Consider the following 16036-nt stretch of genomic DNA (forward strand, 5'->3'; position numbering starts at 1 on the left):
TATGAAACTCTGCAGGGCAGGATGATGGGGCGCCATCGCGAATTCGACGTGGATAAAGTCCTCGATGCGGCTCTTTGCGTCTTCTGGCGCAAGGGCTACGAAGGCGCGTCCTACGCCGACCTGACCGCTGCCGCAGGCGTCGAGCGACCCGCTCTCTATTCCGCCTTCGGCAACAAGGAAGCGCTGTTCCGCAAGGTGCTTGTCCGATACTACGAGCGATATCTGGATTATCTGCCGGCTGCGCTGGAACTGCCCACTGCGCGCGACGTGGCGGTGCATATCCTTTACAGCGCCATCGACCTCAATACCCGATATCCGGAACACACCGGCTGCCTTGGCATCAATGGTGTCCTGGCGGGATCCGACGAGGCGGAACCGGTGCGTCAGGCGCTGATCGAGGCCCGGGCGGCCGGGGAGGCGCAACTGCGGGAACGGTTTGAACGGGCAAAGGCGGAGGGCGATCTGCCGGAGACGGCACGGCCCGAATCGCTGGCGGCGTATCTGCTCGCCGTCCTCCATGGCATGGCGGTGCAGGCGAAGGCGGGCTTCAGCCGGGAGACGCTGCAGGGCGTGGCCGAGCAGGCGCTTGCCTCCTGGCCCGCCGGCGGCCATACGGGAACGGCTCCGCAAGTCAGCCTGAGCTGCGACGCCTAACCGGCGCGCGCTCAGGTCTTTTCGTCAAGCCGTCGGGCGCGCTTCGGCGCCGGGCCGGACGAACGACGCTCGATAAACGTCGATGCGATAAGAATGCGCCTTGCCGGAGCAGGAAGCCCCTCACCTTCGATACGCTCGAGAACGAGCCGGAGTGCCGCCGCCCCCATCTCCAGGCCCTGAACCTTGATGGTGGTCAACTGCGGAGAGATCTGCGTCGCGGCCGAAAAGTCGCCAAACCCGACAACCGACATGTCCTGCGGGATCCGGTACCCGTGTCCCAGCAGTTCAGAGACGGCTGTCAACGCCAGCCCATCATGGGCGCAGAACAGCGCCGTCGGCGCAATGCCCTCTGCATGCAGGGCGCGCAGTGCCGGGATGAAGCCGCCGCTTTCGTCGAAGCGCAGGTCGTGGAGCTCGGCGTCGGGGTGCGGCTCCAGGTATTCCCGCAGGCCGAAATACCGCTCCATCCGGCCGCGGTACCCGCTCTCGCCCTGCAGGAACGCGATCTGGCGATGGCCGAGCGCCGTCAGGTATTCGCCGACCGCCATTCCCGCTTCGTGATCCGTTCCGCCGACATGATCCGCCTGCTCGAGAGGGGCAACCCAGCCCAGGCGCACCACCGGGATGCCAGCGGCCTTCACCAGATCGAGCGTTTTCCGCTCGTGCGGGCCGACGAGAATGAGGCCCGCGCTGTCGCGGGCCATCGCCTGGACCCGGTTTGCATCATGGGTCCACTGAAGCCGGACCGGCTGACCAAGACGCTGGGCTTCACGCTGCATGCCATCCTGCAGCATGGTGCGCAGCTCATAGCTGACGCTATCCACCTGGTCGTGGAAGACGACGGTTATGTCGCGGCGCTCTTCCGGCGGTTTTTCCCGCCGGTAGCCGAGCGCGATCGCCGAGGCTTCGACCTTCTTGCGCGTTGCATCGCTGACACCATCCTTGCCGGCAAGCGAGCGGGAGACCGCGAATTTCGAAAGACCTGTCGCTGTGGCGATATCCTGCAGGGTGACCCGGCTCATAGCCTTCCCTCAAAAACATTTCACATAACGCTTTACCTAACAAAACACATAATACAAGCTACCATCCATAAACAGAAGGAAGCTTACATAGTATTTCTGGATGCGGGATCGAACCTGAGGAGGGGAGGATCCGGCCATCACCTCGGGAGGAGGAAACACCATGCAAGAATTCAATCGGCGCGCCTTCCTGGCCGCCAGCACAGCTGCAATCCTGTTGCCTGCACTGCCCGTCCTGGCGCAAGCCGGACCTGCCAAAGAACCTCAGATGTTGAAGGCGCTGGTCGATAGCGGTAGTCTGCCGCCGATCGCCAGCCGTCTGCCGCTCAATCCGCTCGTGGTGACGCCGCTCGATCGGGTCGGCACCCATGGTGGGGACTGGAACAGCGCGATCGTCGGCGGCGGATCGCTGTCGATGCTGTTCCGCTACCAGGCCTATGAGCCTCTTGTACGCTATGCGCCGGACTGGTCGGGCGTCGTGCCGAACGTTGCCGAACATTTCGAGAGCAACGCCGACGCGACCGAATTCACCTTCAGGCTGCGCAAGGGCATGAAGTGGTCGGACGGAGAGCCCTTCACCACCGAAGACATCCTGTTCTGGTACGAGGACATCTTCAACTACGAGGGCCTCAACGACGTCGGCCAGAACCACCTGCGCGCCGGCGGCAAGAAGGCCCGGTTCGAGGCGGTCGACGATGTGACCTTCAAGGTGATTTTCGCCGCACCCAACGGACTTTTCCCGTTGCGGCTCGCTTGGGCGAACGACGACCAGACCACGCGCGCGCCGAAGCATTACCTCAAGCAGTTCCACATCAAGTACAATCCGAATGCCGAACAGGAAGCCAAGAGCAAGGGCGCGTCCGGCTGGATCCAGCTGTTCCAGCGCGAGGCGGGTCTTGTCGTCGACAACGAGTTCTTTCAGAACTCGCAGCGCCCGGTCATCCACGCCTGGAAGATGACGGTGGCGCCCGGACAGAGTACCGACCGCGCCGTTGCGGAACGAAATCCCTATTACTGGAAGGTTGATACCGAGGGCAATCAGCTGCCGTATCTTGACCGCATCGTCTACCAGATGGTGGCGGACGCACAGGTCCTGCTGCTGAAGGCGATGCAGGGCGAGATCGACCTGATGGACCAGTATATCGCAACCCCCTCCAATCGCGCCGTGCTTTACGACGCCCAGGAACAGGGCAAGTTCGGCCTCTACACGCTGACGTCGACCGAGACGAACGAGATGGTCTTCCAGCTCAATCTCAACCATCCCGAGGAGGCCAAGCGCAAGCTCTACAACAACAAGGATTTCCGCGCGGCGCTGTCGATGTCACTCGATCGGCAGGCGATCATCGATACCGTGTTCATCGGACAGGGGACGATCTCGCAGCCTGCCGTCAGGGCGGAAGATCCGCTCTACAATGAGCGGCTTGCCACCCAGTTCACGCAGTACGATCCCGAGGCTGCAGCGGCACTGCTAGACAAGATCCTGCCGAACAAGGATGGCGAGGGCTATCGGCTGGATGAAAGCGGCAAGCGCGTGTCGATCATCTTCGAGATTGACCAGGCACGCGCCACCTTCCTCGACATCTTCCAGCTGGCACTGCCGATGTTCCAGGCGGTCGGGGTCGATGTGCAGATGCGCAGCATGGACCGCTCGCTCTGGGAAGTCCGGGTTCGCCAGGGCATCGAGTTCGATGCCACGGCGCACCGCTTCGGCGGCAATGGCGGGATCGCAGCCATCCTCGATCCGCGCTACTTCATCCCCAATACCACCGAGGCGCTTTACGCCAAGGGCTGGCAGTTGTGGTACCGCGACCCTGCGTCCAAGGGAGCCGTCGAGCCTCCCCAGCCAGTCAGAGATGCGCTGGCCCTCTACGACCGGGTGCTCGGATCTCCGGATCCAAACGAGCAGAAGAAACTGATGGCCGAGATCCTGGAGATCGCCGCCGACCAGTTCTACGTCTTCGGCGTCTGCCTGCCGAGCGACAGCTATGGTGTCGTGAAAAACGACATGCAGAACGTCCCGAAGACCATGCCGAACTCCTGGGGATATCCGACGCCGGGACCTGCCAATCCCGAGACTTTCTTCAAGGCCTGATCACTCCGTCCCGTTCCGATCCCGCCAGGGGCGGAACGGGAACTTCAAACCTGCTGCACGTGCCGTCCGGCGCGAAGGCACCGTATTGCCATGGGAAGCCCAGATGCTGCATCGACCAGACACCATTGCCAACTCCTCCGCCCGTTCCAACGAATGGTACAAATCCGCCACCCGCTGGACGCAGCTGACCTTCGCGGAAGACGATCCGGAAAAATACGATCCGGAGTTCTGGATCGATGTGTTCCGCCGCACGAAGTCGAATGCGGTGTGCCTCTCGGCCGGCGGCTACATCGCCTACTACCCGAGCGAGATCCCCCTCCATTACGTTTCGAAGTTCATCGGCGGCACCGACCCGTTCGGGACCATCGTCGAGGGCGCGCGCAAACTCGGCATGCATGTCATGGCGCGCGTCGATCCGCATGCCATCCATGCGGACGCGGCAGAGGCGCATCCGGAGTGGGTGGCGATCAACCGTGACGGCAGCCCGCGCGAGCACTGGGCCTTTCCCGGCATTTACGTCACCGATGCGCTGGGAAGCTACAACCGCGATTTCACCACCGACGTCATCCGCGAGGTCATCAGCAAATACGATGTCGACGCTGTCTTCGCCAACCGCTGGCAGGGACACGGGGTCTCCTACAGCGAGGACAATCAGCGACGGTTCAAGAACGAGACCGGCTTTGATCTGCCGGCAAAGGCCGATGCCAGCGATCCGGCCTGGCAGGCGTGGGCCGCGTGGCGCAGGCGGATCCTCACCGAGCTCGTGGTCTACTGGGATGAAACCGTGAAGGCGGTGCGGCCGCATGCGAGCTTCATTCCCAACATGAGCGGCTCCTCACTCATGGAATTCGATCTGTCGCTCATCCAGAAGCACTGCCCGATCCTGTTCGTCGATCATCAGGCACGCCAGGGCGTCGAGGTCGGCTGGTCCGCCGGACGCAACGGCAAGCGCATTCGCGGGACGTTCCGCGACCGCCCGGTCGGACTGATCACCTCCATCGGCCCGGAGGAGGAATACCGCTGGAAGGACTCGGTCCAGAGCGGCGAAGAGATCAAGCTGTGGATCCATGATGGCATGGCGCAGGGGCTGTTCCCGTGGTTCACCAAGTTCAATGCCTGCGTTCCCGATGATCGCTGGGTGCAGCCGGTCGTCGAAGCCTTCAACCTGCATGCGGAAATCGAGCCGCAGATCGACGGAATGCAGCCGACGGCCGAGATTGCCATCATCGATCCGTCGACGACACTCAGGCACTGGGCACCGGAAGAACGGCATATCGCCGAGCACAACGATCTCGGCTTCTATCATGCGCTGGTGGAAGCGCGCATTCCGTTCGAGTTTCTCTCCGACCAGGTCATGACGCCGGAAGCGCTCGATCGTTTCAAGCTGATCGTGCTGGCCAACGCCACCTATCTGTCCGATGCGCAGTGCGCTGCCATCGAGCAATACGTCCAGCGTGGCGGTTCGGTCGTCGCGGCAAACGAGACCTCGCTCTACGACGAAGTCGGCAATCGGCGCGATGACTTTGGGCTGGCTCGGGTGTTCGGAGCTTCGCTGACGTCGGATCCCCGCGGGCCGGTGAAGAACACCTATGTCGCGCTGTCCGATCCGCATCCGTTGAACCAGGGCTACGACGGTGCAGCCCGCATCATCGGCGGCACGCGACTCATTGCCGTCGATGCGGATGCCAGCGCCCAGACCCCGTTCCTCTACGTGCCGGATTTTCCCGACTTGCCGATGGAGGAGGTTTATCCGCGCGAGGCGCCAAGGGGTGCCGCCGTCGTTGCGCGCGAAACCGATCAAGGTGGACGCACCGTCTATATCCCCTGGAATATCGGCGAGGTATTCTGGAAGGTCCTGGCGCCGGATCACGGCCGGCTGATCGCCAATGCCGTCAACTGGGCGATCGGCAAGGACCACCGCGTCCGGGTCGACGGCAAGGGGATCATCGATATCGCGGTCTACGAGAGCGACGATGCGATGGCGATCTTCCTCGTCAATCTTACCAATCCGATGATGATGAAGGGGCCGCTGCGGGAGATATATCCGATCGGCCAGCAGACCGTGTCGATCAAGATCCCGCCGGGTCGCAAGTCGGCTTCGGCAAAACTGCTGGTCAGGGGCGAGACGCGCTCATGCCGCATCGTCGGCGATCGCGTCGAGATCATGGTGCCGTCGATCGAGGCACTGGAGACCGTCCACCTGACATGGCATTCGTAAGCCGAGGAATACGCAGCGGGAGGAAACCATGCTGGCTTATGTGGCAAAGCGCGTTCTCTACATGATACCGACACTGTTCGGCATGTCGTTGATCGCCTTCATGATCATCCAGTTGCCACCGGGCGACTACCTGACGTCGCTCCTGTCGACCATGGCCGATGGCGGGCAGAACCTCGACGAGGCGACGATCGCCCGGCTGCGAGCCCAGTATGGCTTGGATCAGCCCGCCTACGTCCAGTATTTCGTCTGGATAACCGGCATCCTGACCCGCGGTGATTTCGGTTATTCGTTTGAGTGGAACCAGCCGGTGTCGACCCTGATCTGGGATCGGATGGGATCGACACTGCTGATCTCGCTCGCCAGCCTCCTGCTGGTATGGGCGATCTCGCTGCCGATCGGCATCTATTCGGCTGTAAGGCGCCATTCGTTCGGTGACCATGCCTTCACGCTTTTGGGGTTCATCGGGCTGGCGGTGCCGAATTTCATCATGGCACTCACTTTGATGTATGCGAGCTACCGGTTCCTCGGGCAGAGCGTCGGCGGGATCTTCTCCCCCGCCTTCGCCGATGCGCCGTGGAGCTTCGCAAAGCTTCAGGACATGCTCAGCCACATGTGGATCCCGGTGATCGTCATCGCCATGTCGGGCACGGCCGCGATGATCCGCATCCTGCGGGCGAACCTTTCGGACGAGCTGAGCAAGCCTTACGTCGTCACCGCCCGGGCCAAGGGGCTGCCCGAACGGAGGGTAATCCTGAAATACCCGGTCCGCATCGCCCTCAACCCGTTCGTCAGCTCGATCGGCTGGGTGCTGCCAGACCTCGTCTCCGGCGTCACGATCACCGCGATCGTCCTCAATTTGCCGACCGCCGGCCCCCTGCTGCTGCGGGCGCTCGTCGGTCAGGACATGTACCTCGCGGGCAGCTTCATTCTCCTGATGGGAGTCCTCACGCTGGTCGGGATGCTGATTTCCGACATTCTTCTGGCCGTGCTGGATCCGCGGATCCGGTTCAACTGAGGGGTCGCCATGTTGATCGACACGAATTCTGCCGCGGTCATGGAGACCGGTCCCGCCGTCAGCCCGCTGAAGTCGGGAGGCAAGGTGGTGACGCTGGAGGCGGCCGGCCAATGGACGCTCATCCGCCAGCGCTTCTTCCGCCACAAGGTCGCCGCCTTCGCCGGCGGCATCATTCTGGTGCTCTACCTCATCGGCGCGTTTGCCGAGTTCCTGGCACCCGGCCTGCCCAACGCCTCGCGGCCGCAATACACGTTCGCGCCGCCCCAGCGGATCGCCTTGTTCACGAGCGAGCCCGACGGAGCCACGAGTTTCCGGCCGCACGTGAAGGGCTACAAGATCGAGATCGAGCCCAAGGCGCTTCGCCGCAGCTTCGTCGTCGACGAGACGAAGATCATTCCGATCGGCTTCTTCGTCAAAGGCGCGCCGTACGAACTCTGGGGCGTCATTCCGATGGAAACCCATCTCATCGGGCCTCTGAATGCGCGCGATCCGATGTACCTGCTGGGGTCAGACCGTCTCGGACGAGACCTGATGAGCCGCCTGATCTACGGAACGCGCGTGTCCATGTCGATCGGACTGGTGGGTGTGGCCATCTCGCTGACGCTCGGCGTGATAATGGGGGCGGTTTCCGGCTATTACGGCGGCTGGGTCGACACGCTCATCCAGAGGATCATCGAGATCGTCAGCGCCATGCCGACCATCCCGCTGTGGTTGGGGCTCGCCGCCGCCATCCCGCTCAACTGGTCGCCACTCTCGGTCTATTTCATGGTGACGCTCATTGTGTCGCTGCTGAGCTGGACCGGATTGGCGCGCGAGGTCCGGGGACGCTTCTTTGCACTGCGCGGAGACGATTTCGTCACGGCCGCACGGCTGGACGGAGCAGGCGAGCGGCGGATCATCTTCCGCCACATCCTGCCGTCGCTCACCAGCCATATCCTTGCGGTGGTGACGCTCGCCATTCCGACGATGATCGTTGCGGAGACCTCGCTGTCGTTCCTCGGCGTCGGCCTGAAGCCGCCGGTCGTCAGCTGGGGCGTGCTTTTGCAGGATGCCCAGAACGTTCGCACCGTCGCGACTGCGCCGTGGTTGCTCATCTGGCCCAGCCTCGCCGTCGTGCTGGCGGTGCTGTCCTTCAATTTCTTCGGCGACGGCCTGCGTGATGCAGCCGATCCCTACGATACGTGAGAGGAAATTCGATGATGAAGCCCGACACGATGCTTTCGGTCCGCAATCTGTCGATCGATTTCCACCTTCGGACACATGTGCTGCACGCCGTGCGCGACGTCACCTTCGACCTGCAGCGCGGCAAGACGCTGGCGCTTGTCGGCGAAAGCGGTTCGGGCAAATCGGTGACGGCGCGCGCGCTGATGCGAATAATCGACAAGCCCGGCCGGATGATTGGCGGCCAGATCTTGCTTGACGGTCCGGACGGCCCCGTGGACGTGGCGCAGTTCAAGGAGGGGAGCCGCGAGGTGCTCGCCATCCGCGGCGGTCGGATCGGGCTGATCTTCCAGGAGCCGATGAGCTCGCTGTCGCCGGTCCATACGATCGGATCCCAGATCGTCGAAGCGGTGCGCCTGCATACGCGGTTGTCGAAGGCGGAAGCCAAGGCCCGTTGCGTCGAACTGCTACGCCAGGTCGAGATCCCGCAGCCTGAACTGATGGCCGATCGTTACACGTTCGAGTTTTCCGGCGGCATGCGGCAGCGGGCCATGATCGCCATGGCGCTCGCCTGCGATCCCGAGGTGCTGATCGCCGACGAACCGACGACGGCGCTCGACGTCACCACCCAGGCAGAGATTCTCGACCTCATCAAGCGGCTGCAGGACGAGCGCGGCATGGCGATGCTGCTCATCACCCACGACATGGGCATTGTCGCCGAAGTCGCGGATGAGGTCGCCGTCATGCGCTTCGGCAAGATTGTCGAGCAGGGGCCGGTCGACAATATCTTCCACGCCAGCCAGCACCCGTATACGCGCCAGCTTCTCGACGCGACGGTGAAGCTGGAGAGCGGCGCTAAAGCACGTGTCCTGCCGGCGTCGCTGACGCCGTCGGTCGAGCCGGTACTTTCGGTGCGAAACCTCAGCAAGATCTATGGCGCGCCGTCGCGCCTGTTTGCCCGCAGCAGCGGTCGCGGGCTGGTGGCCGTCGACGATGCCAATCTCGATCTCTTCCCCGGCGAAAATCTCGGCATCGTCGGCGAGAGCGGATCCGGCAAGACGACCCTCGGACGGATGATCCTGCGCATCGTCGAGCCGACATCCGGCACCGTCACCTATCGCGCCGACGGGACGGCCGCACCGGTCGACGTGACGACGCTCAGCAAGGTCGACCTGCGGCGCTACCATCAGGACGTCCGGCTGATCTTCCAGGATCCGTTCGCCTCGCTCAATCCACGCATGACCGTCAAGCAGATCATCGGCGATCCACTCGTCATCTCGAAGGGCATGTCGGGCAAGGCCGTCGAGACACGGGTTGCCGAGCTTCTCGGCAAGGTGGGCCTCGATCCGCTCGCCATGGAACGCTACCCGCATGCATTCTCAGGTGGCCAGCGCCAACGCATCGGCATCGCCCGGGCGCTCGCCCTCAATCCCAAGGTCATCGTTGCGGACGAGGCGACGTCTGCCCTCGACGTGTCGATCCGCAGCCAGATCCTCGACCTGCTGCTCGACATCCAGAAGCAGCTGCATCTCAGCTTCGTCTTCATCTCCCACGACATATCCGTCGTTCGCTATTTCTGCGACCGGGTGGCGGTGATGCACAAGGGCAAGATCGTCGAGGTCGGCGATGCGGAAACCATCTGCACGAACCCGTCGCAGCCCTACACGAAGCGGCTGATTTCCTCCGTTCCCAACCCGGATCCCCGCAACAAGCGCATGCTTCACCGCATGCGCGCAGATCAAGTCTGAAGGCCCGCCAGCATGCCGAAGTTCGCAGCCAATCTCTCCATGCTCTACACGGAGCGCCCCTTCATCGAGCGGTTTACCGCCGCCGCCGCCGATGGCTTCCAGGCGGTCGAATATGTCAGCCCTTATGAGGAAACGCCTGAGGCCATTGCAGCCGAACTGAAGCGTCACGGTCTCACGCAGGCGCTGTTCAATCTTCCGGCCGGCAACTGGGGAGCCGGCGAGCGCGGCATCGCCTGCCTGCCGGAAAGGGTCGCGGAGTTCGAGACATCCGTGGATAAGGCGATCGCCTACGCGGACGCGCTCGGCTGCCGCAAGATCAACTGCCTTGCCGGCATCGCGCCCGTAGGCTTAGAGGCGGACGTGGCCGAGGCGACACTCGTCGACAATCTGCGCTATGCCGCCGAGCGCCTGGCCGATGCCGGGATCTCGCTGGTCTTCGAGCCGATCAACACCCGCGACATCCCCGGCTACCTTCTGACGACGACGGATCAGGCCGAGCGGATCATGGACCGGGTCGGACATTCCAACCTGCTGATCCAGTATGATTTCTATCACATGCAGATCATGCAGGGTGATCTCGTCGCCACCTTCGAGAGGCTGCAGAGCAAGATCGGCCATGTGCAGATCGCCGACAATCCCGGCCGCCACGAGCCGGGGACCGGGGAGATCAACCACGACTTCATCTTCAGGCGGCTGGATGAGCTCGGCTACGACGGCTGGGTCGGCTGCGAATACAAGCCCGCCGCCGGTACAAGCGCCGGGCTCGGCTGGCTCAAGATGCTTCAGCAGGGGAATTGAACAGTGAAAATTGGATTTATCGGTCTGGGCGTGATGGGACGCCCGATGGCGCAGCACCTGATCGAGGCTGGTCACGAACTCTACCTCTATCGGGTGAAGCCGGTGTCTGCCCATCTCGTCGAAAGCGGTGCGACGGCCTGCGCGTCTGCGGCGGAGGTGGCGCGGTTGTCTGAGGTCATCATTCTCATGCTCCCCGACACACCGGATGTCGAACACGTCCTGTTTGGCAAGGACGGCGTGGTGCCCGGCATCAAGCCGGGAAAACTGATCATCGACATGAGCTCCATCTCGCCGTTGGCGACGAAGGATTTTGCCGCCCGCGTCGAGGCTTGCGGATGCGATTACCTCGACGCACCGGTCTCGGGCGGAGAGGTGGGGGCAAAAGCTGCCTCTCTGACCATCATGGCCGGTGGCAGGCCGGACTTCTTCGAGCGGGCAAAACCGCTGTTTGAAAAGATGGGCAAGAACATCACGCTGATCGGCGGCGTCGGTGATGGTCAGATCGCCAAGGTCGCCAACCAGATCGTCGTCGCCCTGAACATTCAGGCAGTCTCGGAAGCGCTGAGCTTCGCGCGCAAGGCGGGAGCCGATCCCGCGACCGTCCGCAAGGCGCTGATGGGAGGGTTTGCAGCCTCGCGCGTGCTCGAGGTTCACGGCGAACGCATGATCAACGAGACGTTCGAGCCCGGCTTCCGCTTGCGCCTGCATCACAAGGACTTGTCGCTGGCGATGGACTCGGCGCGTCTGCTGGAGCTCATGTTGCCGAATACCGCCATGGTGCAGCAACTGATGAACAGCGCGCTGGCAAAGGGGCTGGGCGACAAGGATCATTCGGCGCTGATCGAGGTCTTATAGAACGCGCAGAAACATGATCTACCTCTGTCGAGAGCGCCCGGCCGAGTGAATCGTGACGCGCGGGCGGCGGGCGCAGCATGGTCAGGTGAGGAGGCCGCAAACAGATGGAACAGACCTGGCGGTGGTTCGGTCCTGACGATCCGGTGACGCTTGATCATGTGAAGCAGGCGGGCGCGACAGGCATCGTCACCGCCCTGCATCATCTCAACGACGGGCGGGCCTGGCCGGAAGACGAGGTGCTGAAGCGCAAGGCACTGATCGAGGGCAACGTCCTGACCTGGTCGGTCGTCGAGAGCATCATCGTCCACGAGGACGTCAAGACGCGGACCGGCCGCTACCGCGAACTCATCGACAACTACAAGGCATCCATCCGCACGGTCGCCAAGGCGGGCATCACCACGGTCTGCTATAATTTCATGGCGATCACCGACTGGACCCGCACCGATCTCGATCATCGGATGGCGCATGGCGGCACGGCGCTGCGGTTCGATATCGTCGAGTTCTGCGCCTACGACGTGTTCATCCTCAAGCGGCCGAACGCCGAGGCGGATCATCCGGCCGACCGCATCGAACAGGCAGCCCTGCGGCTGGCGTCGCTGAGCGCAAGCGACCTGGCTCGCCTCGAGCGCAATCTCATCGAATGGGTGCCGGCGCGTGAGTTCGTCTACGACCGGCAGAGCCTCAACCGCATGCTGCACATCTACGGGGAGCTTTCAGAGACCGGTTTCCGCGACAACCTCTTTGCATTTCTTGGAGAGATCATCCCGGTGGCGGAAGAGGCAGGGGTGAAGATGGCGATCCATCCGGACGACCCGCCGTTTTCGCTGTTCGGCCTGCCGCGCGTCGTGCGCAATGCTGCAGATATCAGGGCTCTGCGCCAGGCCGTTCCATCACCCTCCAACGGTATCACCCTGTGCACCGGCTCTTACGGCGCCAATCCGGAGAATGATCTGGTGGCGATGGCCAAGGAGTTCGCGCCGGACATCCACTTTGCCCATCTGCGTAACGTCACGAGGGAAGCCGACGGCTCGTTCCATGAGGCGGAGCATCTGGAGGGCGATATCGACATGGTTCGGGTCGCTCTCGCGCTGATGGCGGAGGAACGCCGCAGGCGCGAAGCGGGACGGCCGGACTGGGAAATCTCGATGCGCCCCGACCATGGGCACGCGATCATCGACGACATCGGCAAGCCGGTGAATCCCGGCTATTCGTGTATCGGCAGGCTGAAGGGCCTGGCGGAATTGCGCGGCATCATGCGGACGATCGAGGCCTTGGACCTCGCCTAGTTCGGTTGCAGATCGACGACGCGTCCATCGTTCATCGGATACACTCGCTCAAGACTTATGCGTCCATCGTGGCGCGAAGCCGGCGAAGCTGTCGCTCCTGGGCGCGCCATTTGATGATGTTGGATGCAGCTTCGGACAGCGTGGTAAGCGCATTGCGGTCATCCGGCCCGAAGGACCGCGGCACACGGTCGATGATGCAGATCGATCCGAGCGCATAGCCATTTTCGTCGCGGACCGGAGCGCCGGCATAGAACCGGAAATGATGCGGCTCTTGGATCATCGGGTTGTTGGCGAAGCGTGCATCGGTGGACAGGTCTTCGAAGACGGTCAACTGATTGGCAGCCAGCGTATAGTTGCAGAAAGCCCAGTCGCGCGGCGTGGCGCCGGCGTCGAACCCTGTCAACGCCTTGAACCATTGCTGCGACGAGGTAAGCAGGGTGAACATCGCCATCGGCGCCTGAAACGTCCGCGTCGCAAGCTCGACCAGCCGGTCGAAGCTTTCCTCGCGCGGCGAATTGTAAAGCCCTGATGCCGCCACGGCCTTCAAGCGGTCCTGTTCATTGAACGGAAGAGGATAGGGAACATGGTCATCCGGCGTCGGGATCGCGCAGCGGCTCAGGTGCACACGGATGGCCTCGATACAGTCGGCGACGTTCTGGTCCTCGTCCAGGACCAGATGCTGACGGGCCGCCACGCGCTTGGGTGCGCCCGACCTGGCCTTGCGTCGCACCACCACCAGCGAAGACGCCAGCAGGCCGTCTGCGTCGAGGCGATCCAGCAGCTTATCCTGGTCCGTCTCGGCGGTGTCGACGACGATCAGCGACGGCAGAAGTTCGCCGATCCGGATGGCCGCCTGGAGAACATCCTCGATGATCTCGACCAGCAAGCCGGCTTTTCCCAGCGCCTGCCATGCCGCGGCCCGATCGCCTTCCGTGAGGACCACGGCAGTGGCGCCCGTCGGCTGCCGCATCGCCTGGCCGGCAATCAGTTCGGCAACGGCAAGCCGCGGAATGCGTCGGTGGCCTCCGGGCGTCTTCCAGGACGAGAGGTTGCCGCTCTCCACCCAAAGCTGGGCCGTCCTGACGGACACGCCGAGCAGCTTGGCAGCCTGGGCAGTGGTGAGGATATCGTCCAACTCACATCTCCATTTTCTTCAGCATAACCAAGCGCCGACAAAGCTCATATCGAGATTCTGTTTCAATCGCAACAAACGGCAAAAATGATACTTGTGATAAATTTGATAGTCTGTACATATGGCGCATCGTTCCATCTGAAACCGAGGTGCGAAATGAAGACGCAGAATTCCGAGCCAGCATGCCCTGCGCGATCCTCAGTAAGGAGAGGCGTGTCATGAGACATCTCCTCGTCGTCGACGATGACAGCCAAGCGCGCGGACTGATGATAGATTACCTGTCCCAGCATGCCTTCCGCGTGACGGGTGCCCGTGACCCGGGACAGGCCGAGCAGATCCTTGCCCGCGAGCAGGTCGATCTGACGCTTGTCGACCTCAACCTGCGCCAGGAAGACGGCTTGGGCATCGTCCGCAGGCTGTCTGGCAAGTCGCAGTCCGGCATCATCATCATGAGTGGCGATCGGCTGGACGAGGCGGACAAGGTCGCCGGCTTTGAGCTTGGAGCATCGGATTACATCGCCAAGCCCTGCGGCATGCGGGAACTGGTGGCACGTGTGAGGGTGGCGCTGCGCGAACGGCCGGCGCCTCTGGAGCGCAAGGAGCAGAAGCGCTATTCCTTCGGCCGCTGGGCCCTGAACCCCAAGATGCGACAGCTGACGCACAACAACGAGACACGGGTGAAGCTGACGGCCGGCGAGTTCAACCTGCTGCTGGCCTTCGTCAATGCGCCACGGCAGGTTCTGTCCCGGGAGCAGCTGCTGTCGGCAAGCCGCGTGCATGCCGAGGAGGTCTTCGATCGTTGCATCGACGTGCTCGTCCTGCGCCTGCGTCGCAAGCTGGAAGTCGACCCGTCCGATCCGAAGATCATCAGGACCGAGCGGGGCGTCGGCTATGCTTTCGATACGGACGTTGCGGTAGAGGTGCGTCGGGCCGGTTGAAGAGCCGTCGGCCGGCGCTGATTGCGTTTGACATCGGCCGCTCAACGACTGACACCGCCGTGCAATGCAGGTTGCCGATCCGGAGGGATCACGCAACGCGAGAGCAAGATATGAAACCTGACGTCAAAGCCTTCCATGACGAGCCGACAGGCTCGATCCAGTATGTCGTATCCGATCCCGTCTCGGCCCGCTGCGCGATCATTGATCCCGTACTGGATTTCGACCGCGCCTGCGGCCGCTTCACGACGAACAACGCGGACGCGATCCTCGATTTTGTGAAGGCGCGCGGACTGGTAATCGACTGGATCCTCGATACCCATCCGCATGCCGATCACATGTCGGCGGCGCATTATCTGCATGGGCGGACCGGCGCTCCGACGGCGATCGGCGCACGTGTGACGCAGGTGCAGAGGATCTGGCAGGAACGCTACGACCTGCCGGAGCTGCACACGGACGGGCGGCAGTGGACAAGGCTCCTCGGCGAGGGAGACGTGCTGACGGTCGGAGCCTTGGAGGTCAGCGTCATCAACGCCCCGGGCCATACGTTGGCGACCGTCATCTACCGGGTCGGCGACGCGGCCTTCATCAACGACACGCTGTTCATGCCTGACAGCGGCACCGCACGGACGGATTTCCCCGGCGGCAGCGCCGAGGACCTCTGGCAGACGATCGGTGCGATCCGCAGCCTGCCGGCCGAGACGCGGCTTTTCACCGGTCACGACTATCGGCCGCAAGGTCGGGCTCCGGCTTTCGAAAGCTCGCTGGCCGAGCAGCAGGCCAACATCCATCTGGCTGGCCGCGACCAGCAGCAGTTCGTCAACGAGCGCCAGGCGCGCGACAGGACGCTGCCTCTGCCCAATCTCATGCTGATGGCGCTGCAGGTCAATCTCGACGGCGGCAGGTGGCCACGCGCCGACGCTGCCGGACGGCGGTTCCTCAAGCTGCCGGTCGAGATCGGCTGGTAGAGCCGGACCGCACGCCGGCCGGTGTCAGCTGTAATCGCTTCATGCGCGGCTGACATCGGGCGCGCATCTCGTCCTGCAAGATCGGGTGTCTCGGACTTCGCTCCGTTTCCCCTGCTTGCAAAGGACCAGATCATGCTCCAGCCCGACCGATCATT

The 16036-nt window shown here is 63.0% G+C and carries 14 protein-coding genes; 11 read left to right on the plus strand and 3 right to left on the minus strand.

Annotated features, from left to right (window positions below; genetic code table 11):
- Positions 1-24 precede the first annotated feature (24 nt).
- Entirely contained in the window at positions 25-654 is a 630-nt protein-coding gene (locus tag ACR65N_RS08675) for a TetR/AcrR family transcriptional regulator (protein ID WP_440456799.1), read from the plus strand.
- 11 nt (positions 655-665) lie between these two features.
- Here ACR65N_RS08675 and ACR65N_RS08680 read toward each other — a convergent pair whose 3' ends face one another.
- Positions 666-1676 (minus strand): LacI family DNA-binding transcriptional regulator, encoded by a 1011-nt coding sequence (locus tag ACR65N_RS08680; protein ID WP_440456644.1) that lies wholly within the window; start codon positions 1674-1676, stop codon positions 666-668.
- A gap of 160 nt (positions 1677-1836) precedes the next feature.
- On the opposite strand from ACR65N_RS08680, the gene ACR65N_RS08685 reads away from it, so the two are divergent.
- The 8 genes from ACR65N_RS08685 (at position 1837) to uxuA (ending at position 12846) form a co-directional block, all read left to right on the plus strand.
- Complete coding sequence (locus ACR65N_RS08685) at positions 1837-3765, plus strand: ABC transporter substrate-binding protein (RefSeq protein ID WP_440456645.1); 1929 nt, start codon at positions 1837-1839, stop codon at positions 3763-3765.
- 103 nt (positions 3766-3868) lie between these two features.
- Positions 3869-5983, plus strand: coding sequence for a family 10 glycosylhydrolase (locus ACR65N_RS08690; protein WP_440456646.1), 2115 nt, complete (start codon positions 3869-3871; stop codon positions 5981-5983).
- A 28-nt stretch (positions 5984-6011) separates the two neighbouring features.
- A complete protein-coding gene (locus ACR65N_RS08695; protein ID WP_430307136.1) occupies positions 6012-6998 on the plus strand; it encodes an ABC transporter permease in 987 nt (328 codons plus the stop codon).
- Positions 6999-7007: 9 nt separating this feature from the next.
- Positions 7008-8183: an ABC transporter permease gene (locus tag ACR65N_RS08700; RefSeq protein ID WP_430307137.1), complete on the plus strand. Its 1176-nt coding sequence runs from the start codon at positions 7008-7010 to the stop codon at positions 8181-8183.
- An 11-nt stretch (positions 8184-8194) separates the two neighbouring features.
- Complete coding sequence (locus tag ACR65N_RS08705) at positions 8195-9907, plus strand: ABC transporter ATP-binding protein (protein ID WP_440456647.1); 1713 nt, start codon at positions 8195-8197, stop codon at positions 9905-9907.
- Positions 9908-9919: 12 nt separating this feature from the next.
- On the plus strand, positions 9920-10705 hold the full coding sequence (gene otnI / locus ACR65N_RS08710) for a 2-oxo-tetronate isomerase (protein ID WP_440456648.1): 786 nt from the start codon (positions 9920-9922) through the stop codon (positions 10703-10705).
- Positions 10706-10708: 3 nt separating this feature from the next.
- Positions 10709-11560 (plus strand): 2-hydroxy-3-oxopropionate reductase, encoded by an 852-nt coding sequence (locus tag ACR65N_RS08715; protein ID WP_440456649.1) that lies wholly within the window; start codon positions 10709-10711, stop codon positions 11558-11560.
- Between the two features lie 104 nt (positions 11561-11664).
- A complete protein-coding gene (uxuA, locus tag ACR65N_RS08720) occupies positions 11665-12846 on the plus strand; it encodes a mannonate dehydratase (protein ID WP_440456650.1) in 1182 nt (393 codons plus the stop codon).
- 55 nt (positions 12847-12901) lie between these two features.
- On the opposite strand, the gene ACR65N_RS08725 is transcribed toward uxuA, so the two are convergent.
- Both ACR65N_RS08725 and ACR65N_RS08730 read right to left on the minus strand, forming a co-directional pair.
- Positions 12902-13981 carry a GAF domain-containing protein gene (locus ACR65N_RS08725; protein ID WP_440456651.1) on the minus strand — a complete coding sequence of 360 codons (1080 nt, stop codon included), beginning with the start codon at positions 13979-13981 and terminating at the stop codon, positions 12902-12904.
- Between the two features lies 1 nt (position 13982).
- The gene (locus ACR65N_RS08730) at positions 13983-14198 is read right to left on the minus strand and encodes a hypothetical protein (RefSeq protein ID WP_440456652.1); all 216 of its coding nucleotides are present in this window, start codon (positions 14196-14198) and stop codon (positions 13983-13985) included.
- Between ACR65N_RS08730 and ACR65N_RS08735 the strand changes: the two genes are divergently transcribed.
- Complete coding sequence (locus ACR65N_RS08735) at positions 14197-14916, plus strand: winged helix-turn-helix domain-containing protein (protein WP_430307143.1); 720 nt, start codon at positions 14197-14199, stop codon at positions 14914-14916. The genes ACR65N_RS08730 and ACR65N_RS08735 overlap by 2 nt on opposite strands.
- A gap of 110 nt (positions 14917-15026) precedes the next feature.
- Positions 15027-15881, plus strand: a complete 855-nt coding sequence (locus tag ACR65N_RS08740) for an MBL fold metallo-hydrolase (RefSeq protein WP_440456653.1) — start codon at positions 15027-15029, stop codon at positions 15879-15881.
- The last annotated feature ends 155 nt before the right edge of the window (positions 15882-16036 follow it).

It is taken from the genome of Rhizobium sp. SAFR-030, from assembly GCF_059415005.1.